Source organism: Prevotella pectinovora (genome assembly GCF_041323955.1).
Lineage (GTDB): Bacteria > Bacteroidota > Bacteroidia > Bacteroidales > Bacteroidaceae > Prevotella > Prevotella pectinovora.
Window position 1 is genome coordinate 1,238,013 of the sequence record NZ_JBGLIV010000001.1, and the last position, 20,484, is coordinate 1,258,496.

A 20,484-nucleotide genomic window follows, 5' to 3' on the forward strand; every position below is an offset into this window, starting at 1 on the left:
TATCCGGGTCTTTACATTCCCGGTCATATCTGTTATCTCATCATCAGGAAATCTCTCTACAGATCTCTTGATGAAGGAGTCGGCATCATCAGATTATCTCTACCGATCTCTTGATGAAGGAGTCAAGCGCCTCGCCCTTTAGCATTCCGTTCTGCAGCAGAGCAAGGTCGATGAGCTGGTGTACCACCTTGTTTTCTTTGGCGTGTGCTGCCACAATCTGCTCCTTCTTTGCGCGCTCATCGCTGAGTTTCTTTTCGGTAGCCGTCATGTCGTCTTTCTCCTCCTGTGTCACCTCTTCCGGCTTCTTTGCCTTGCGAGCCTCGCCTAGAGCTGCGAAACGTGCCTGGAGTCCCTTTATCTCTGCCACTACAGGTTTGAGCTCCTCTTCACATTCCTTCTCGCTCTTTTCGAGCACCGCCTTCACGAGTCTGTGGTCTGTGTTGAGCACGATGCTGTAGGCGTCTGGCATCTGGGCATAGAAGTTCATTCCGCTCTGGAATTTGCTTATGTCCTTCATTCTGCGCATATACTCGTTCTGGGTTATCACTACCGGCTGTGCGTTCTCTCCCAGGGCACCAGTCTCCACGTTGAACTCGATATGGTCGAGATGTGGCAGCTGGGTGCGGAAGGTAGCTGACAGAATGTCAGTCTGCTCCTGCGTCAGGTCAGTCTTCTTGAGGTCTTCCTTCACGATGAGTCTCTCCACGATGTCGCTGTCTACACGTGTGAAGCGCGACTTCTCCCATTTCTGCTCAAACATGTTCACGCATGGCGTGTCGAGTTGTCCGTCAAGCAGCAACACGCTGTAGCCCTTTGCCTTGGCAGCCTCTATGTATGAATACTGTTCGTCCTTGTCGGTGGCATAGAGATAGATGAGTGTGCCGTCCTTGTCGGTCTGTGCGTCCTTGATGAGCGTCTTGTATTCTTCTGTCGTGAAGTATTTGCCGTCTACGTCCTTGAGCAGTGTGAAGTCCTTGGCGCGGTCGTAGAAGTCCGGCTGCGAGAGCATTCCATAGTTGATGAAGAGCTTCAGGTCGTCCCATTTCTTCTCGAAGTCCTTGCGGTCATCCTTGAAGATTCCGTTCAGTCGGTCAGCCACCTTCTTTGTGATGTATGTCGAGATCTTCTTCACGTCGCGGTCGCTCTGCAGATAGCTGCGGCTCACGTTGAGCGGGATGTCCGGAGAGTCGATCACTCCATGTAGCAAGGTGAGGAATTCCGGCACGATGCCTTCCACCTGGTCTGTCACGAACACCTGGTTGCAGTATAGCTGTATCTTGTTGCGCTGCAGGTCGATGTTCGACTTTATCTTCGGGAAATAGAGTATACCCGTGAGATTGAACGGATAATCCACGTTGAGGTGTATCCAGAACAGAGGTTCGTCCTGCATCGGATATAGCTTGCGGTAGAACTCCTTATACTGCTCGTCAGAGATTGTGCTTGGTGTCTTTGTCCATAGCGGCTCCATGTCGTTGATGATGTTGTCCTCGTCGGTATCCACCTGCTTGCCGTCTTTCCATTCTGTCTTCTTGCCGAATGCCACGGGTACTGGCAGGAACTTACAGTATTTGTCGAGCAGTGCCTGTATGCGTCCTTTCTCGAGGAATTCCTTGCAGTCGTCGTCGATATGAAGGATGATGTCCGTTCCGCGGTCTTCCTTCTCAGCGTCGGATATCTCAAACTCAGGGCTTCCGTCGCAGCTCCATTTCACGGCTTTCGAACCGTCTTTCCAGCTTCGTGTCACGATTTCCACCTTTTTGCTCACCATGAAAGAGCTGTAGAAACCCAATCCGAAGTGTCCGATGATGGCATTTGCGTTGTCCTTGTATTTGTCGAGGAAGTCGGTCACTCCCGAGAATGCGATCTGGTTGATATATTTGTCAATCTCCTCTTCTGTCATTCCGATACCACGGTCACTGATTGTCAGCGTTCCCTTCTCCGCATCGAGAGACACGCGAACTGTCAGGTCGCCCATCTCTCCTTTGAACTCGCCTCTCTCAGAGAGAGTCTTTAATTTCTGAGTAGCATCCACGGCGTTGCTCACCATCTCACGCAGGAATATCTCATGGTCTGAATAGAGAAATTTCTTGATCACCGGGAAGATGTTCTCGGTTGTTACTCCAATATTTCCTTTCTGTGTCATAATATTTAATTTTTAACCTTTTACTTTGAATGTTTGTTTTCTGACCATGTTTATACAAAAACAATGCCAAAACGAAATACGATGAGATGAGAATGCCAAACAAAATCCTCTCTTCTGATAATCTGAAATACAGGCAAGCCCTAATTACCGATAGGTTTGAGTAACACAATGCGGTTCATCACATATATAAAGAGGTAATATAAGCAGGCTAAGGAGGTTGTTAAGACAACACAAAGAGGCTACTTCGGCAAGATAAAGAGACAGTTGGCAATGGGCTGGAACGGTATGCCTCTGACACAGCTATAAAGAAAAAAAGACTAACCGCCCGGCAACGACCAGACAGATAGTCTTTTTATTATTATGTGTCTTGCGGATGCGATCCTCTATGGATTAAGCTGACGAAGGATGCTCCCTCATCTTTTATCCACAAATACAGAATCAAGGGGTCTGATGACCCGTTGTGTGTATATTAATATGCGAACAAAGGATAATCCTTCATCACGTCGTTAACGCGCTGGCGTACAGACGCTATCACGGCTTCGTTCTCAGGGTCGTTGAGCACTTCCTCGATGAATTCGGCTATCTTCACCATCAGGTCTTCCTTTGCACCACGTGTGGTGATGGCAGGAGTTCCCAGACGGATACCGGAAGTCTGGAATGCGCTGCGGGTATCAAACGGCACCATGTTCTTGTTCACGGTGATGTCGGCAGCCACGAGAGCCTTCTCTGCCACCTTGCCGGTGAGATCAGGATACTTTGTGCGCAGGTCTACGAGCATGCTGTGGTTGTCAGTACCGCCGCTCACGATGGCGAATCCGCGCTTTATGAGCTCTTCGGCGAGCTTTGCTGCGTTCTTCTTCACCTGCAGAGCCCACTCCTTGAACTCAGGCTGCAATGCCTCGTTGAACGCCACTGCCTTTGCTGCGATGACATGCTCCAGCGGACCGCCCTGCTGTCCTGGGAAGACGGCGCTGTTGAGCAGCTGGCTCATCATCTTCACCACTCCCTTTGGAGTTGTCAGACCCCATGGGTTTTCGAAGTCCTTGCCCATCAGGATGATACCTCCGCGAGGTCCGCGAAGAGTCTTATGAGTTGTAGAGGTCACGATATGAGCGTATTTCACGGGGTTATCGAGCAGACCTGCTGCGATGAGTCCTGCCGGGTGAGCCATGTCAACCATGAAGATGGCACCCACCTTGTCGGCGATTTCTCTCATGCGCTTGTAGTCCCACTCACGGCTGTATGCCGAACCACCTCCGATGATGAGCTTTGGCTTGTGCTCGAGAGCGAGCTTCTCCATCTCGTCGTAGTCCACGCGACCTGTTTCCTTGTTCAGGTTATAGCCTATCGGATTGTAGAGTATTCCCGATGTATTTACTGCCGAACCATGTGAGAGGTGTCCGCCATGAGCGAGATTAAGTCCCATGAAAGTGTCTCCGGGCTTCAATACAGCCAGCATCACGGCGGCGTTTGCCTGTGCTCCGGAGTGAGGCTGCACGTTGGCATACTCTGCTCCGAAGAGTTTCTTGACTCTCTCGATGGCGAGTGTTTCAACTTCGTCAACGACCTCGCAACCGCCGTAATATCTCTTTCCCGGGTAACCCTCAGCGTATTTGTTCGTAAGCCACGAACCCATTGCCTGCATCACCTCGTCGCTGACGAAGTTTTCAGATGCGATAAGTTCCATACCCTTGAGCTGACGCTGGTGTTCTCTCTCAATCAAATCGAAAATCTCTTGGTCTCTTTTCATATGTACAAATATTTAAGATGAATATTAGTTGTCTGTAAAATCCATGTTGAAGAAGGCCTTCCTTCAGGTCAGACGAGTTTCACCTCGCTTATCACCTGCTCCTTGTCGCAGTAGTGACATTTAATTATGCCGCTGTTCTTGTCAATCACATGGAAGATGGTGCTCATCGGCTCATTGTTTGTGATGCATTTAGGGTTGTTGCATCTCACGATACCTTTCAGCGTGTCAGGTGTCACCACTTTCTTCTTCTCCACCACCTCGTAGTCTCTTATCACGTTGAGCACCACGTTTGGCGCCACCACTGAGAGGCGTGAGATTTCCTCGTCGGTGAAGAATTTGTCTTCTATCTTTATGATACCCTTTTTCCCGAGTTTCTTCGACGGGTAGTTGTATCCTATGGTAACCGGTGTCTGAAGCTTCTGCAGTCCCAGCAGCGTTGCCACGGCATAGGTTTTCTCTGCCGGTATATGGTCGATGACGGTGCCGTTCTCTATAGCGGCCACGAGTCTTTCTTTCTTGCTCATCATAAGACTTTGTTTATTTTATTATCGTTGTGTCTGCCTCCACTTCTTCGAGGCTTATGCCCAGCACGTCGCAGAGTATCGCCTCTCTGGCATATAGTCCGTTCTGTGCCTGCTGGATGTAGTATGCATGTGGGTTCTCGTCCACGTCGTATGCTATCTCGTTCACTCTCGGCAGCGGATGCAGGATCTTCATGTTCTCTTTCGCCTTGCCGAGCATGTCGTTCTTCAGGATATACACGTCTTTCACTCTCTCATACTCCATGAGGTCTGAGAAGCGCTCCTTCTGCACTCGTGTCATATATATGATGTCAGCCCCTGCTATCACGTCTTCGTTGAAGTCTGTGTGCTCGATATACTTTATTCCGTGCTGTCTGCAATACAGTTTGTATTCCTCGGGCATCGCCAGCTCCTCTGGGGCTATGAAATGGAACGTAGGGTTGAAATGTCTCATCGCCATGATGAGAGAATGCACGGTACGTCCGTATTTCAGGTCGCCCACGAGGTATATGTTCAGGTTCTCGAGGGTTCCCTGTGTCTTGTAGATTGAATACAGGTCGAGCAGACATTGTGATGGATGCTGGTGAGCGCCGTCACCTGCGTTTACGATAGGAACGGGAGCTATTTCTGAGGCATACTGGGCGGCGCCTTCGATATGGTGGCGCATCACGATGACGTCTGCATAGTTAGACACCATGAGGATTGTGTCTTTCAGCGTCTCGCCCTTGGTAGCGCTCGTAACCTTGGCGTCTGAAAATCCTATCACACGCGCTCCCAGTCGGTTGGCTGCCGTCTCGAAGCTGAGCCTTGTCCTGGTGGACGGCTCGAAGAAGAGTGTGGCTACTACCTTGCCTTTGAGAATCTCACGGTTAGGATGCATTTCGAACGCCTGTGCCATATTCATCAGATACATTATTTTCTCTTTCGACAAATCGGCAATGGTTACAAAATCATGTTTTTCCATAAAATGAATTGTGTTTATATTTATCGACTGCGAAGTTAAACAATATTTTTAATTTAACCTTTCAAAGAGTGGAAAAATTATGTTTTTTGACGAATATAACTACATTTAAGACATAAAAGAGGGATTATTCTTAACTCGTTGGCTTAATTTCATTATCTTTGCAAGGATATAACATAATTGGCATGCGCATGATATGACATCAATACACGGCTGACGTATATGCGCATGATACTCCATCTGAAACAAAAGACAAGAAAACGAAGAAAAAAAGAAAATGAGAAGAGCATTGATACATTTCCTGTGGGCGGCGCTCGGCTGCGTCACTCTCGCGTCCCTTATAGCCTTCATAGCGATATGGAACGGATGGATCGGATACATGCCCGACGTGGAAGACCTTCAGAACCCTATCAGCAAATACGCCTCACAGGTGTATACGGCTGACAACAAGCTGATGGGAACCTACAACATGAACCAGGAGAACAGAATACATGTAGACTACGACAACCTGTCGCCATATCTCGTAAAGGCACTGGTGGCTACAGAGGACGAACGCTTCTACGAACATTCGGGAATAGACTTCATAGCCCTCGGACGTGCTATTATTAAAAGAGGTGTGTTGGGACAGACCAGCGCAGGAGGAGGCTCTACAATCACACAGCAGCTCGCCAAGCAGCTCTATTCAAACACGGCAGAGAGCACATCGGAACGACTGCTGCAGAAGCCCATAGAATGGGTGATAGCCATAAAGCTGGAGAAATACTACACCAAGGAGGAGATAATAACCATGTATCTCAACTATTTCGACTTCCTTCACAACGCCGTGGGAATAAAGAACGCCTCAAACGTGTATTTCAGCAAGGAGCCAAAAGACCTCAAGCTCGAAGAGGCCGCCACACTGATAGGACTCTGCAAGAACCCCTCGTTCTTCAACCCCGTGCGCTATCCCGACAGATGCCGAGAGAGACGCAACGTGGTGCTCGGACAGATGCTCAAGGCTGGAAAGATAACCCGCGGCGAATACCTCATGGCTACGGAGAAGCCGCTGGCCCTCAACTTCAAGCGCTCCGACCACAAAGACGGCATAGCAACGTATTTCCGCGAATTCCTGCGCCAATACATGATGGCAAAGAAACCGGAAAGGAGCAAATACCCGTCGTGGAACCTCGTGCAATACAGCATCGACTCGCTGGCATGGGAGACAGACCCTCTGTATGGATGGTGCAACAAGAACGTGAAGAAGAACGGCGAACCATACAATGTGTATACCGACGGTCTGAAAATCTTCACCACCCTCGACTCCAGGATGCAGAAATATGCCGAAGAGGCTGTGCGCAAACACGTGGGAGGATTCCTCCAGCCTGAATTCAAGAAGGAGAACAGACTCAAGAAGAACGCCCCCTTCACCACCAACCTGAAGCCATCAGAGGTGAAGGCGATACTCGACCGCTCGATGCGGCAGAGCGACAGATACAGGATGATGAAGGCCCACGGAGCCACAGAGGAGGAAATAAGAGAGGCTTTCCAGAAGCCTACGGAAATGACCGTGTTCACCTATCGCGGCGACATAGACACCATCATGTCGCCTATGGACTCCATACGCTACGTGAAGTCGTTCCTCAGAGCCGGATTCATGAGCATGGACCCACGCACGGGAGCCGTGAAGGCGTATGTGGGAGGAATAGACTTCAACCACTTCAAATACGACATGGTGACACAGGGACGACGCCAGGTGGGTTCCACCATCAAGCCATTCCTCTACGCCCTGTCGATGTCTAACGGCATGTCGCCATGCGACGTTGTTAGAAACTCTCCCAAGCGCTTCGGCAACTGGGCTCCACGCAACAGCTCCCACGCCAGAGTGGGACAGATGGTGACGCTGAAATGGGCGCTCACGATGTCGAACAACTGGGTGTCGGCAGAGCTGATGAGCAGGATAAACCCTCAGGACTTCCTGCGGATACTGCGCGACTTCGGAATAAACACCTATGGCATATACCCCTCTTTAGTGCTCTGTCTGGGACCTAACGAGGCTTCGGTATGCGAGATGGTGAGCGCATACACCACCTTCGCCAACCACGGCATACACACATCGCCCATCTTCGTGTCGAAGATTGAAGACAGCGACGGCAACGTGATAACAAACTTCCAGCCGAGGATGAACGAGGTGATAAGCGAAGAGAGCGCATACAAGATGCTGGAGATGCTCATGTCGGTAATCGACCACGGTACGGGCGGACGACTGAGATACAAATACAACATCGACTGCCAGATGGGAGGAAAGACCGGTACGACGAACAAGAACGCCGACGCATGGTTCATGGGCTTCACCCCGTCGCTCGTGAGCGGATGCTGGGTGGGCGGAGAAGACCGCGACATCCATTTCGACACCACGCGCATGGGACAGGGAGCCACCATGGCCCTGCCTATATGGGCTTACTACATGAAGAAGGTGTTTGCCGACAAGACCCTGGGATACGACCCAAAGGAGACATTCGACATACCTGAAGACTTCAACCCCTGCTCTTCTGAAGACGACAACAACGGACAATACAGCATTGAGGATATATATGAATAAGATAACACTCTTTCCATGTGCCAAGATAAACTTGGGACTGAACATCACAAGAAAAAGAAGCGACGGCTACCACGACCTGGAAACCGTGTTCTGCCCCGTGCCAATAGCAGATATACTGACTATTGAAAAAAACGGAAAACCTGCGGGATGCTCTCTGAAGACAAACGGTATAGTAATCGACGGAAGGGCGGAAGACAACATAATAGTGAAGGCGTATGACGAAATGGCAAAAAGACACACTCTGACGGGTGTCGACATCACAATCACCAAAAACATACCCATACAAGCCGGTATGGGAGGAGGGTCGGCAGACTGCGCATTCACGATAAAGGGACTGAACCAACTCTTCTCTCTCAACCTGACAGGCGGGGAGATGCGTGACATAGCCAAGGGTCTGGGTGCCGACTGCGCCTTCTTCATCAACCCCACACCTGCCTACGCCACGGGCATCGGCGAGAAGCTGACTCCCGTCGACATTCCTCTCGACAACCACTGGATAGTGATAGTGAAGACCGATACCGCCGTGAGCACCCGTGAGGCTTTCGCCGGCATCTGCCCTCATGAGCCGGAAAGAAACTGTCGGGATATTGTGACTTCCGTTCCGCCAAGGGAGTGGAAGGACGTATTGTATAATGATTTTGAGGAAACGATATTCAAGCTCCACCCCACCCTTGCCGAAATCAAGCAAAGGCTCTACGAGGCGGGTGCCTGCTATGCCTGCATGAGCGGAAGCGGAAGCGCCGTTGTGGGACTGTTCGACGACAGGCCCTCTGTGGAGTCTACCGACAGGCTCAGAAGCGACTACAACGCCCTTGTCGCCACCTTCAAGCTGGGCAGACAGAAGGACAACGCCTTCGAGCTGCTGCCTCTCGTGGATGCAGAGGGCAGAGTGACGGGCAAGACAACCCGTTCTATGGCACATTGCGGCACGAAGCTGCTCCACCCCGTCGTACACCTCCACGTATTCGACACCCACGGCAACCTGTATCTGCAAAAGCGTCCGGCATGGAAAGACATCCAGCCTGACAGATGGGATACTGCCGTAGGGGGCCACATAGGATATGGAGAGAGTGTGGAGGAGGCTCTCCAGAGGGAGACCCGTGAAGAGATTTCCATCGCAGACTTCAGCGCCGAGAAGATCGACGCCTACGTGTTTGAGAGCAGATACGAGAGGGAATACGTGAATGTGTTCAAGACTGTTTACGACAAGGAAATACGTCCATCTGAGAATGAGCTCGACGGTGGCCGTTTCTGGAGCAGGGACGAGATACTGTCGTCTATCGGAAAGGGAGTCTTCACACCAAACTTCGAAAGCGAATACGTGGAGTATTTAAAGTAGAGGCTGCTTCTGCTAATTGGGTATTTTTAATTCTATATATTGTCATATTCACTTCGCCCTCTTGTAGAAATCTCTTAGCGACGCCCTTGCCACTCCCATCCTGACGAGTTCGTCGAGCTGTTTCCTTGCCTCTGCCGTCCGCCTGTCGCGTATCAGGGCGTCGGTATAGTCTATGCGGTATTCGGTGTTTGTGGAGTCGCGCTTTATCGCCTCCTCATAGTCGAATATGGCGAGCGCCACCATCCCCTGCTCCATCTCTATCCCCGCCCTTGCGGCATACGCCACGGCATTGTCGGGATACTGCGTCACGAGCCTGTTTATCTGGTCGAGAGCCTCCGTATGCCGCTTGCTCTTCTGATTGAGCAGAGCCAGTCCGAGCTGTCCTTCGAAGTGTCCCGGCACTACCGTGAGCAGGCTCTCATAGTCTCTTCTCGCGAAATCGTCTCTGTGAAGCTTCTCGTTCGTGTAAGCCCTGTAGAAGAGGGCTGCCGGGTTGCAGGGTTCCCTTTTCAGGATATAGTCGTATTCGTCCTGCGCATACGCCCATTGTTCGAGTCTCAGGTTGTATCCCGCCTTCTTGAGTCTCAGGTCAGTTGAGTCCGGACTGTATGCCAGTCTGTCGGCAGCCACCTTGAGCGAGTCTCTGAGCTGGCTTCTGGTCTGCGCTCCCGCCTCTGTGTGCACACACATAAGCGCCATCACCACTATTGTGGCGTATCGTGCCACAATGAGTTTTGACAGGAAATAGAATTTACCTGTCGCAGCCATGTTCCACACGTATGCCGTCTTGTCCACACATACCATCTTCCGTCTGATGATTTCCGCGAATGTCTGTATTCCCAATGGATATAGTCTTCTTGCCATGCCCTTGTCTTGATTTTCAATAATGCGTTATCAGGTTGCAAATATAATGATAAAAAACGACAAGCTGACAATAATAAGTTTTTTTCGATTTCAGCAACGCCTGTTAACCGTCAACTGTCATCTGTTAACCGTCAACTGTCATCTATCATCTGTTAACCGTCAACTGTCATCCATCATCTGTTAACCGTCAACTGTGAACCGTCAACTAAATTAAGTTAAAATTCAATTTTTTTCCACTTTCTTCATTGTTGCAAGCGAAATAATCACTAACTTTGGAATTTGTGAGTCATGAAATCTCTACGGGTGTGTAATGCAGCCTTTGCGGACTTCGCCGCCAATAGAAGAAAGCAAGTCCTCACCCATGGTCTGAAGTTCTCGCTGCCCTATCAAATCATCTAAAACTGCTGCCATGAACAACCTCTTCCCCACCTCCATATCCCCCGACGCCGCAGCTCTCGACATTCTCGAGAGGATGCCCGTCATGGAGCATGACGATATAGAAGACAAGCTGGCATTTGCCATCAGCAGCCATGGCATGAACGACGAAGACATCAACCGGCTCTGTTCCGTACTCAGCTACAGACTGTTCATCATCGAGAAGGAGCACGAGCATTTCCTGGACTTCACGCATCAATACAACGGGCTTTTCGCCGTGAAGAAGAAGGGCTATGTGAAATCGGTCCTCGACTGCTTCATGCGCCACAAGAAGATGGTGTTGCCGCTCATTACCATCATCCAGAGGCTTGCCCCCCAGCTCTACACCTCAGTGAGCAGCATGGCGTCGTCACCTTCTGCCGACATGTGGGCGGCTGCCTCTGCGATTGTCTGCAGCGACTGTCTCTTCGAGCGAGCCTACCCCACAAGCGTGTCGAAGTTCATCGGTCTGCTTGTCAGGTATTTCGGATTCATCGAGGCTATGATCGGCTGCACCACGCAGCTGCTCCATGAAGAGCAGTGCATAAAGAATGATGCAGGGAAATGCCTCTACCGCATGGAACTCTCGATGAAGGAAGCGAAAGCGTATTACGAACCTCTTCTCAAGGAGGACCGTCTTCCTGCGTTTGCCTTCTTGATAAAGGAGAATGACCGTCTCTTCGATGAATACATGGCAGCCGGTGACAAGCGGCAGTTCGCCCAGAAGCTGTTCCACGAAGTAGACGAAGCCGAGATGCGCAACCTCGCCTTCAAGGTTCTCATCGCCGAGCGCCTTGCCTGTGGGATGACCGCCGAGGAGCGTCTGCTCTTCGGCAACGATGTGGTGAAGACCCGTCAGGCCCGCCTTCTGATAGATCATTTCGACTCTCTCTTCCTCGACTCCGCCTCCCGGCGCGACCATTCTCTCCTGGCTCTCATGTTCTGCAAATGGGCTATCGAAGACAATCCCAAGGCTTCTGTGAAGTCTGCCCACCGCTATCTGCTCTCGCTCTATCATGGGCATCACCGTCTTGCCGGCTACAACACGGTGAAGGGAAACGAACAGAAGCTCGGAACCGGCAGGCATTCGGAGCCCTACGCCACGTTTCTCAGGAGTCTCACAGACTTTCTGCTCTCCTCCGGCGCACTGACCGATGGCGACGGGGTGGCGGCGGAGATATAGTCCAGAGCTGGAAGGGCTGGGCTACAAGACATGTCATTCCTGCGTCAGCCATTCCGTTATGTTCCGTTCTTCCTTCACGCAGAAGTTTATGCCCACCTTCACTATCTTCTTGCCTTTCAGCACAAAGGCATCAGCATATCGCGCTGTGTTGATTTGTGCGAGAGCTTCTTCAGCCGTTTTGTCAAACTTGAGTTCCATTATATAAATGTGGGTCTTCGTTTCAAGTACAATGTCAATCCTCCCCTTTGCCGTGCGCTGCTCCACCTGTATGTCATAGTCGGTGAGCAGAGCGAATATCAGATATAGCATCTGCTGATAATGTCCCTCGTATAAAGTATTGTCGCAGTATGGAACCGCTTCGAGAAAAGACTTCAGCAGTTCCAGGGCTCCGTTGATGTCTCCCCTGTTGATGAATGTCGACATGTGGGCAATCGCCACACGTCCCTCATCAGCGGCAGTCTCCATATAGTTTGGCAGCAGACTGTCGTATAGCCCAATACGTATTTCCTTGTTCGGGATATCGAGTGTATAGAGCCCGAGTTGCGGGTCATAGTCTTTTATCGTGAGATATCCGCTTTGATAGAGCAGCGGCATGATGCTCGACATGCTCTCTGTAGGGGCGTCGAACGATGACTCCTTTGCCTGCACTCCGCCGATGCCAGACGGCACGGTACCGAACTTCCTCATCATCTCTATCAGGAAAGTTGGTGTACCAGTGGCAAACCAGTAACCAGCCACCTTCTGTCTCGAGAAGCAGTTAAGCAGGCTGTAGGGGTTGAAAACATCTGGCGATGGCCATGCAAAGTGGTATCCGTCATAATTTTCGGTCAGCAGCCTTACTGCCGCCTCTCTCCCAACCGAGAGTTTTCGGGCGAGCTCATCCACATCGGCAGTCATCTGCGTCAGCAACTCCTCTCTTGTTATTCCACAGATGCCAGCATATTCATTGTCCATGCTGATGTTGGTAATGTTGTTAAGCTCGCTGAATATGCTGACCTGTGAAAACTTCGTTATCCCTGTGATGAACACGAAGCGCAGCATCCTCTCGCATTTCTTCAGCGGACTGTAGAAGTTGCGCATGACATCACGCAGTATGGCGAGCTGTCCGTCCTGATGCGCCACGTCGAGCAGCGGTGCGTCATATTCGTCTATCAGCACCACCACCTGTCTGCCTTCTTTCTCGTATATTGAAGTTATCAGATTTTCCAGACGCACGTTCTCGTCCACGGCATCACACTCAATGCCGAACCGTCTCTCCTCCTCTTCGAGCATATAGCCAATATAGCGTCTGAGTTGTCCGGCATCCTGATGTTTCCCTCCCGAGAAGTCGAAATGCACCACGGGATATTCCGTCCATTCCCTTTCCATATTTTCTATCTGGAGTCCTCTGAAGAGTTCTTTATCTGCCTTGAAATAACTTTCGAGTGTCGACACGAGGAGCGACTTGCCGAATCTCCTCGGACGGCTCAGGAAGAAGTGTTTGCCGCTGGTATGCGTCATGCGGTATACATACCCCGTCTTGTCTATATACAGGAGATTTTCCTTTCTAATCCTTTCGAAAGTCTGTATGCCAATAGGATATAATTTCAATGCCATTATCTTGCGTTCATTTTGTTTGGCCGTAAAGATAATCAAAATTGTCTAAAACGCCTACAATATTCCGACAAAATCAAAAATAAAAATGGCAGATTTGGGTTTGTAGCCACTCCCGCTCCCTGCGACACAACGGCAAGACCGCCCACCGACACGAATCACGGATCACGAATTCACCACACGCCATCACAATTCAACCACCATGAATCACGAATCATGAATCCCACGCGCCAACACAATCATTGATCGTGAATGATGCATCACGATATTCCGGCTGCCATAATACTGCCGACACGATATCCCCACTTACCCACCGGAAACCGACATCCCCACCCTGCCTGCTGTCACGATTCCGGCTCCGAGAGGAACACTATGCAGAATTTCATCCTTCTGCCGCCTATCGCTACCTTTGCAATGCCATCCCACCGCCGGGGCGAGACAATAGTGTCTGACCCCCTCCTTCACGGCGGCTCGGGACTGACCGACACCGGCTGCCACTCAACAGGATGAAGGATGAGAGCGAGGCGAGCACGGCTACTGACATCATGACACACAACGGAAACCTGAGTCCCGACAGCTTGACAAAACGACAAGAGGGGCTGTTTTCTTTCTTCCTGGCTCCTGCCATGCAGGTGAAGCCCTGGAGCACTTTCAGCATCGGGAAGGCATACGAGTATATCACAACCGATATGGACGCACTGACGGCGACATACCGTCTGCGCGACATACACGACGAGAAGGAACGGAAGCTCTTCAAGAAGCGGGGCTTCGCCTTCTGCACCTTCTCGGGCATCTTCAGATACAGGTCGCGCGACGGGCTCATCAGCCACTCCGGACTGCTCTGCATCGACATCGACCATGTGGGCAGCCACCTTCAGCTCGACGACTTGCGCAAGAGGCTCATCGACGACGAGCAGTTTCTCACCGAACTCTGCTTCGTGTCGCCATCGGGCGACGGACTGAAATGGGTGGTGAGCATCAACACAGAGCTGTATCCCCACGAACTGTGGTTCGACGCCACACGCCAGTATCTGCTCGACAGGTATGGCATCGATGCCGACAAGGCATGCCGCGACGTGTCGCGCGCCTGCTTCCTGCCACACGACCCGGGATGCTATGTGAGAAGATAGAGATTACTCCGATTATCATCAGCCCCCACCTAGCCTCCCCCGAAGGGGAGGGACAGATACACTTGACTGGTTGATTGTCAATGGCTTATCAGATTCGGAGTAACCTGCATCTCCCAGTCTTTGACAGAACAGGAGTAACCTGCATCTCCCAGTCTTTGACAGAACTGGAGTAACCTGCATCACCCAGTCTTTGACAGAACTGGAGAAACCTGCATCTCCCCTACGGGGGAGAACGAGAGGGGGCTGTGTACATTGGTTGAAATCTTTAGCAGGAGTAACCAGTTCCTTCCCTTTGGGAAGGCTAGGATGGGTTGCCCTTTGGGATGGCTAGGATGGGTTTTATCCTACAGGGGAGGGACAGATAGCATTGAGTGCTGACTATAGAGTTTAAAAAATCAAACAAAACAACAAATTATGAAACATACAATTTTCAATCCAGCAGAATATCTGGAACACAACGGCAACAACAAGCCGGACAACAAGAGAACCGCAAACGGCAGCAACGCCACACATGACAATGCCCACAACGCCACACACTGCGACAACCTCAACGCCACACACTGCGACAACCTCAACGCCACACACTGCGACAACCTCAACGCCACACCCCACGACAACCACTACACCACTCCCGACGACACTCTCGCAAGGGTGGCAGAAGTGGCCGACAGAGTGGCAGCCTCGGGACGCGACATCACACAGGGCTACGACAACTGGCTGAGACTCGCCTTCGCACTTTCCGACGGACTCGGAGAGGCCGGCAGACAGATTTTCGACCGCCTCTCGCAAATGAACGCCGACTACGACACTCGGGAATGCAACCGACTCTACGACAACTGCATGAAAGGAAACAAGGGAGGAATCACTATCGCAACTTTCTTCCAGATGGCAAGAGATCTGGCTAATGTGGACCTCAAGGAGATGGCAAGGGAAAGAGGGAAAAGAGAGGAAGAAAGTACCAAAAGTACCAAAAGTACCAAAGTACCAAAGTACCATAAGAACAATATAAAATGTAATAAAAAAGATAATATATTGATATATAACAACTTAGACAAAAGTACCATACTCCATTGGAACTTTGGTACTTTGGGACTTTTGGGACTTTCTTGTAAAAACTTTTCTAACGGCTATACATTCTCCGACAAGTTGGATACGGAAGACCTCCCTCCCCTTCTCAAGAGAATCATGCAGCTACACGACGACGTGGTGAGCCGCGACAAGATGATAATCGGAACGCTGAACATCGTTTCGGGGCTCATCGGAGCGGCAAGCGGAACGCCGGACATGCCCTCGGGAGTTTACGGACTATACGACGGCAGGAAGGTGTATGCTCCCCTATACAACATCCTCTTTGCCAATGCCGGTTCGTCGAAAGGCGACCTGAACTTCTGCCGACAGCTCGCCAAACCGCTGAAAGACGAGATGCGACGGGAGTATGAGGGAAAGAAAATGGAATACGAAAGGCTGATGGCGGCATACGAGGCGAAACGGAAGCAGAAAGACAAGGGCGACCGCGGAGAGCCGCCCGTAGAACCCGTGTTCCGAACGCCATTCGTGCCAGGCAACAGTTCATCCTCGGCGGTATACCGCGCCATCGACGCCAACGGAGGATGGGGCCTCATGTTCGAGACCGAGGCAGACACCGTGTCGGCAATGATATCATCAGACTATGGCAACTACTCCGACCTAATGCGCAAGGCGTTCCACCACGAAACGATAAGCATGAACCGAGTGAGCGAGAAGCTACACATCGACGTGGACTCTCCGCGGCTCTCCGTGATGCTCACGTGCACGCCCGGACAGCTGCAGCCGCTCTTCCCCAACTGGGAGAACGGACTGGGCAGCCGCTTCTTCTTCTATCAGTTCCCGGAAGAGGAGCCGCGCTTCAACAACGTGTTCGCATGCAACACCCGTCCCCTCGACGAGGAATACCTAAAGATGGGCGAAAGTCTGCTCAAGCTATACCACGCCCTGGAGGAGAGAAAAGGCAGGCCCGTGCAGTTTGTGATGAGTTCCAACCAGCAGGAGAGCTTTCTCGCCTCGTTTCAGGAGATGCTCAAAGACCAATACGAGATGCTGGGCTCCGAATACAAAGCCTTCGTTTACCGTCTCGCCCTCGGCGGATTCCGCTATGCCATGGTGCTCTCCACCCTGCGCCGCCTCGCCACAATGACCGACCTGGGAGGCATCTTCCAGCCCGAAGAGAGCGCAATGGTATGCGACGACCGCGACTTCGCCACAGCCATGACCATAGTGGAGACGCTCGCCAACCACACGGCACGGGTATACACAAGGCTCGCAAAAGAAACGGAAAACCCGTTTGCCGAAAAGGGGATAAAGCTGACGCCGGATGAGACGAAGATATACAAGAAGCTGCCTGACGACGAGGAGTTCAAGACGGGCGATATCATTGAAATGGCAAAGACACAAGGTATGTCGCGAACATCAGCCTACCGTCTGATCAACCTCTTCTGCAATGCCTACGGCATCATCACCCCCACACGCCACGGCCACTACCGCAAGGCGGCTGCCGGCAACGATGACGCATCTAAAAGCGGCGAAACGGAACCGCAAAGCGGCGGAACAGAACCACAAAGCGGCGGAACAGAGAATGCAAGCAACTGATTGTCTGACCATAAAACTCCTATTTATATATGAACAACAACAGCAGACGAAACCCGCAGCCAGAACCCCAGAGGATGGCGATACGCACATACGGCAAGTCGGAACTGGCAATGCTATATTTCCCCGACTCGCAGCCACACACCGCCGTAAACCATCTCATGGCATGGATAAGGAGATGCAAGCCTCTGAGCGAGGAGCTCAAGAGCCAGCACTATGTGCGCACGGCAAAATGTTTCACCCCCAGACAGGTGGAAACCATCCTGAGACACCTGGGCGAACCGTGAGAAAAGACTGAAATAATCACTTATCCCACGCCAACGTATACTATCCCACGACCGCCAATGGCAGATGTGGTATCTTTGCAATGTGAATGATGAGAGAAGCAGTTGAGCACAACTTGCCGGAAGCTTTTTGAAGAGCGATTGTCAAGGCTTGGCGAATCTCCTCATCAGAAACCTATACTTTAACCCTTTAACGTAAAACAGTTATGATCAAGTACATCCTGAAAAAGAACAACGTGGAAGGCAGTCACTCCTTCGGCAAATGGTATGCCTTCCCGGTGAAAGAGAGCACCGTTGACATCGACAAGCTCGCTGAACACATGGCGGCTCACAACACCCCATATTCGGCAGGTGCCATAAAGGGGATCATCACCGACATGGTGTCGTGTATCAAGGAGCTGCTCCTCGAAGGACGAAGCGTGAAACTCCCCGACCTCGCCATCTTCAGCATCGGCATCAAGAACACCAGAGGCGGAGCTGTGAAAGAAGAGGAGTTCACCGTTGCTGCAAACATCGACGGACTGAAGCTCAGGGCGCGCGCCACCGGTTCGCTGCAGATGAAAGACCTGGAGACCAGTCTCAGACGCGCCACCGTGGTGGAAGCGAAGAAGAAGCAGCCCGTCACCCCCCCGAAGGAATAACAACACACAAACTTCATAGTGCATCTCAATTGTTTTTATTCTGTATCTTTACCATGAAAAGCACAGTCTCTCAGCGGAGAGCAAATGACCGGCGTGCTGCCTATGTTTCCTGAGCGCAGGAAAAGGCAGCACGCCTTTGTATTGGAACCCATCCTTGGGGAAGGTTAGGATGGGTTTAAGGTTAGAAAGGGTTCTATGAATTAAAAGCCACCGCATGATTGGCAATCTTGACAAAAAATCGTATCTTTGCACACGAATTACTACCTATGCCAGAACAAAAGCCCATCCGGGCAGATGAATCCATGATTGCGGCCACATGAATCCGCAGCCCATGACAGTACGGGCAATGACCATTGAAAACATATACGCAACGATGTTTCCAAACGATCATGAACGACATAAGACAATATAAGCACAACTATTCAAAACATATATATAATAGGTATTCACAAATTACACGACTATGAATTGGAAAAAACTACAGAATGGTTCGGACATAAGAGGAGTGGCTCTCGAAGGTATTGAAGGAGAGCACGTGAACCTCACGGAAGAGGCGGTGGAGACTATCGCCAGATCCTTCGTTTGCTGGACCAGAAAAACCACAGGCACAAACACACCCACAATCACCGTGGGAATGGACTGCCGCATTTCAGGTGACATGATTAAAGGAGCCTTCGTGAAGGGAGCCAAAGAGGCGGGAGCAAACGTGGTGGACTGCGGGCTGGCGTCAACGCCGGCTATGTTTATGACCACCATCAGCGAGCAACTGAAAGCCACTGCTGCAGTGATGGTGACGGCAAGCCATCTGCCGTTCAACCGCAACGGACTGAAATTCTTCACACCCAAGGGAGGTCTCGACAAGAAAGACATAACATCGATTCTCGACATAGCCGAAAGCGGAGAATATGCATACGACGGAGCTGAAGGCAGCTGCAAGACGCTCGACTTCATGACCATATACTCAAAGCATATCGCCGACTATATCTGCCAGGGAGTGAACGCCGACGAATTCTCCCAACCGCTGAAGGGAATGCACATCATTGTGGACGCAGGAAACGGAAACGGAGGATTCTTCGAGAAGATACTCAAATCATTGGGAGCCAAGACCGAGGGAAGCCAGTTTCTGGAGCCGGACGGACACTTCCCTAACCACATACCGAACCCGGAGAACGCAGAGGCTATGGCTTCGGTATGCAAGGCTGTGGAAGAGAGCAAGGCTGACATGGGAGTGATATTCGATACCGACGTGGACCGTTCGGCTATCATCGGACACAAGGGGGAGCCCATAAACCGAAACGCGCTCATAGCGCTCATAGCATCGGTGATACTGGAGGAGCACCCGGGGAGCACGATAGTGACAGACTCAGTGACGAGTGACGGACTGGCTGAATTCATCACCCGACTGGGAGGCAGGCACCACCGCTTCCGCAGAGGATACAAGAACGTGATAAACGAGGGGATAAGGCTCAACCAGACCGGTGAGGAATGCTGGCTTGCAATAGAGACATCTGGACACGCAGCACTGAGAGAGAACCATTTCCTGGACGACGGAGCTTATCTGGCAGCAAAGCTCATCGTAAATGCGGCTAAGCTATACAGGCAGGGCAAGCGTCTGGACGAGATGATTGCCACTCTCAAGCAGCCGAAGGAGAGCAAGGAGATAAGGATAAAGCTGACGGAACCCGACTTCAAGGCGCAGGGAACGGAAGTATTGGAAGACATGAAGGCGAAAGTCGCAGGAATGGCTGGATGGACTATTGTGGAACCCAACTACGAGGGACTGAGAGTGAGCTGCACTGACGACGGGGAAAAGGGCTGGTGGCTCTTGCGTATGTCGCTGCACGACCCCGTAATGCCTCTCAACATAGAGAGCAACGTGGAAGGAGGAGTGGCTGCAATAGAAGCCAAGCTGAAAGGAATGGGACTGCTCTGAGAATGACAGGACCGGCTGACGAACGTTCTGTGGCATACCGCAAGACAAGCGTTTTGGGGCATACCGCAAGACAAGGATTTTGGGGTATACCATAAGACGAGCGTCGGGGAAATAAATCTATAAGGAAAAGAAATTGGAACAAGACTAAATATGAAAAACGAAAGCGAGAACATCGTGGCACAGCCACTGGACACTCCCGAAGCACAGGTGTTGTGGGGAATACTCATGGCGTATGGATATCTGGGAGAGGATCTGAAGCCCGTAGACCCCGACGCCAAGAAGGCGACGCTGCTGGCTGACTCTATCGCCACCCTGCTGCAGATAAGCCCCAGATGGGAGCCTTTCGAGCGGATGTGGGGAATGACCGGCATGGAAGCGACATTCAGCAGCATTAGCGAAACGGACAGCTGCAGAGAGTGGATAAAAGAGGTGAACGCCGTAATGCCATCGCCGGACATACTGAAGATGTATGGAAGCATGTGATTGGGAATAAAATAAACAAAGAAAAAAAACAAACGGAGTGTTGAA

At 51.2% G+C, this 20,484-nt stretch carries 16 protein-coding genes; 10 read left to right on the top strand and 6 right to left on the bottom strand.

Going from position 1 to position 20,484, the window contains the following annotated elements:
- Positions 1-88: 88 nt before the first annotated feature.
- From htpG to pyrB, 4 genes are all read right to left on the bottom strand, one after another.
- Complete coding sequence (gene htpG / locus ACDC99_RS04870; RefSeq protein WP_370756024.1) at positions 89-2,143, bottom strand: molecular chaperone HtpG; 2,055 nt, start codon at positions 2,141-2,143, stop codon at positions 89-91.
- Between the two features lie 469 nt (positions 2,144-2,612).
- Positions 2,613-3,893, bottom strand: a complete 1,281-nt coding sequence (gene glyA, locus ACDC99_RS04875) for a serine hydroxymethyltransferase (protein ID WP_022316517.1) — start codon at positions 3,891-3,893, stop codon at positions 2,613-2,615.
- 68 nt (positions 3,894-3,961) lie between these two features.
- Entirely contained in the window at positions 3,962-4,417 is a 456-nt protein-coding gene (pyrI, locus tag ACDC99_RS04880; RefSeq protein ID WP_370756911.1) for an aspartate carbamoyltransferase regulatory subunit, read from the bottom strand.
- Between the two features lie 13 nt (positions 4,418-4,430).
- Positions 4,431-5,378 (bottom strand): aspartate carbamoyltransferase, encoded by a 948-nt coding sequence (gene pyrB / locus ACDC99_RS04885; RefSeq protein ID WP_022316519.1) that lies wholly within the window; start codon positions 5,376-5,378, stop codon positions 4,431-4,433.
- Positions 5,379-5,652: 274 nt separating this feature from the next.
- Here pyrB and ACDC99_RS04890 point away from each other — a divergent pair, with 274 nt between their 5' ends.
- Positions 5,653-7,953, top strand: a complete 2,301-nt coding sequence (locus ACDC99_RS04890) for a transglycosylase domain-containing protein (RefSeq protein ID WP_022316520.1) — start codon at positions 5,653-5,655, stop codon at positions 7,951-7,953.
- Entirely contained in the window at positions 7,946-9,292 is a 1,347-nt protein-coding gene (gene ispE / locus ACDC99_RS04895) for a 4-(cytidine 5'-diphospho)-2-C-methyl-D-erythritol kinase (protein ID WP_370756027.1), read from the top strand. Before ACDC99_RS04890 ends, ispE begins: the two co-directional genes overlap by 8 nt.
- A 48-nt stretch (positions 9,293-9,340) precedes the next feature.
- On the opposite strand, the gene ACDC99_RS04900 is transcribed toward ispE, so the two are convergent.
- Positions 9,341-10,156: a tetratricopeptide repeat protein gene (locus ACDC99_RS04900; protein ID WP_370756029.1), complete on the bottom strand. Its 816-nt coding sequence runs from the start codon at positions 10,154-10,156 to the stop codon at positions 9,341-9,343.
- A 409-nt stretch (positions 10,157-10,565) separates the two neighbouring features.
- Here ACDC99_RS04900 and ACDC99_RS04905 point away from each other — a divergent pair, with 409 nt between their 5' ends.
- On the top strand, positions 10,566-11,753 hold the full coding sequence (locus ACDC99_RS04905) for a hypothetical protein (protein ID WP_370756031.1): 1,188 nt from the start codon (positions 10,566-10,568) through the stop codon (positions 11,751-11,753).
- Between the two features lie 33 nt (positions 11,754-11,786).
- Here the strand turns inward: ACDC99_RS04905 and ACDC99_RS04910 are convergent, their stop codons facing one another.
- Positions 11,787-13,349: an ATP-binding protein gene (locus tag ACDC99_RS04910; RefSeq protein ID WP_042517508.1), complete on the bottom strand. Its 1,563-nt coding sequence runs from the start codon at positions 13,347-13,349 to the stop codon at positions 11,787-11,789.
- 369 nt (positions 13,350-13,718) lie between these two features.
- Between ACDC99_RS04910 and ACDC99_RS04915 the strand changes: the two genes are divergently transcribed.
- From ACDC99_RS04915 to ACDC99_RS04945, 7 genes are all read left to right on the top strand, one after another.
- Positions 13,719-13,856, top strand: coding sequence for a hypothetical protein (locus ACDC99_RS04915; protein WP_156145356.1), 138 nt, complete (start codon positions 13,719-13,721; stop codon positions 13,854-13,856).
- Positions 13,853-14,476 (top strand): BT4734/BF3469 family protein, encoded by a 624-nt coding sequence (locus ACDC99_RS04920; RefSeq protein WP_052484630.1) that lies wholly within the window; start codon positions 13,853-13,855, stop codon positions 14,474-14,476. The genes ACDC99_RS04915 and ACDC99_RS04920 overlap by 4 nt, the downstream gene beginning before the upstream one ends.
- Before the next feature lie 414 nt (positions 14,477-14,890).
- On the top strand, positions 14,891-17,101 hold the full coding sequence (locus ACDC99_RS04925; RefSeq protein ID WP_370756033.1) for a DUF3987 domain-containing protein: 2,211 nt from the start codon (positions 14,891-14,893) through the stop codon (positions 17,099-17,101).
- Between the two features lie 29 nt (positions 17,102-17,130).
- Positions 17,131-17,385 carry a DUF4248 domain-containing protein gene (locus ACDC99_RS04930; RefSeq protein WP_022315701.1) on the top strand — a complete coding sequence of 85 codons (255 nt, stop codon included), beginning with the start codon at positions 17,131-17,133 and terminating at the stop codon, positions 17,383-17,385.
- Positions 17,386-17,588: 203 nt separating this feature from the next.
- Entirely contained in the window at positions 17,589-18,023 is a 435-nt protein-coding gene (locus tag ACDC99_RS04935) for an HU family DNA-binding protein (protein ID WP_022315702.1), read from the top strand.
- Positions 18,024-18,486: 463 nt separating this feature from the next.
- Positions 18,487-19,956, top strand: coding sequence for a phosphohexomutase domain-containing protein (locus ACDC99_RS04940; RefSeq protein WP_302415439.1), 1,470 nt, complete (start codon positions 18,487-18,489; stop codon positions 19,954-19,956).
- 150 nt (positions 19,957-20,106) lie between these two features.
- On the top strand, positions 20,107-20,439 hold the full coding sequence (locus tag ACDC99_RS04945) for a hypothetical protein (protein WP_022316366.1): 333 nt from the start codon (positions 20,107-20,109) through the stop codon (positions 20,437-20,439).
- Positions 20,440-20,484: the final 45 nt, after the last annotated feature.

Coding starts and splice junctions, on each gene's coding strand:
- ACDC99_RS04890 (WP_022316520.1), top strand. CDS start 5,653: ATGAGAAGAGCATTGATACATTTCCTGTGGGCGGCGCTCGGCTGCGTC.
- ispE (WP_370756027.1), top strand. CDS start 7,946: ATGAATAAGATAACACTCTTTCCATGTGCCAAGATAAACTTGGGACTG.
- ACDC99_RS04935 (WP_022315702.1), top strand. CDS start 17,589: ATGATCAAGTACATCCTGAAAAAGAACAACGTGGAAGGCAGTCACTCC.
- ACDC99_RS04910 (WP_042517508.1), bottom strand. CDS start 13,349: ATGGCATTGAAATTATATCCTATTGGCATACAGACTTTCGAAAGGATT.
- ACDC99_RS04925 (WP_370756033.1), top strand. CDS start 14,891: ATGAAACATACAATTTTCAATCCAGCAGAATATCTGGAACACAACGGC.
- glyA (WP_022316517.1), bottom strand. CDS start 3,893: ATGAAAAGAGACCAAGAGATTTTCGATTTGATTGAGAGAGAACACCAG.
- ACDC99_RS04945 (WP_022316366.1), top strand. CDS start 20,107: ATGAAAAACGAAAGCGAGAACATCGTGGCACAGCCACTGGACACTCCC.
- ACDC99_RS04920 (WP_052484630.1), top strand. CDS start 13,853: ATGAAGGATGAGAGCGAGGCGAGCACGGCTACTGACATCATGACACAC.
- ACDC99_RS04930 (WP_022315701.1), top strand. CDS start 17,131: ATGAACAACAACAGCAGACGAAACCCGCAGCCAGAACCCCAGAGGATG.
- htpG (WP_370756024.1), bottom strand. CDS start 2,143: ATGACACAGAAAGGAAATATTGGAGTAACAACCGAGAACATCTTCCCG.
- ACDC99_RS04915 (WP_156145356.1), top strand. CDS start 13,719: ATGCAGAATTTCATCCTTCTGCCGCCTATCGCTACCTTTGCAATGCCA.
- pyrI (WP_370756911.1), bottom strand. CDS start 4,417: ATGAGCAAGAAAGAAAGACTCGTGGCCGCTATAGAGAACGGCACCGTC.
- pyrB (WP_022316519.1), bottom strand. CDS start 5,378: ATGGAAAAACATGATTTTGTAACCATTGCCGATTTGTCGAAAGAGAAA.
- ACDC99_RS04900 (WP_370756029.1), bottom strand. CDS start 10,156: ATGGCAAGAAGACTATATCCATTGGGAATACAGACATTCGCGGAAATC.
- ACDC99_RS04905 (WP_370756031.1), top strand. CDS start 10,566: ATGAACAACCTCTTCCCCACCTCCATATCCCCCGACGCCGCAGCTCTC.
- ACDC99_RS04940 (WP_302415439.1), top strand. CDS start 18,487: ATGAATTGGAAAAAACTACAGAATGGTTCGGACATAAGAGGAGTGGCT.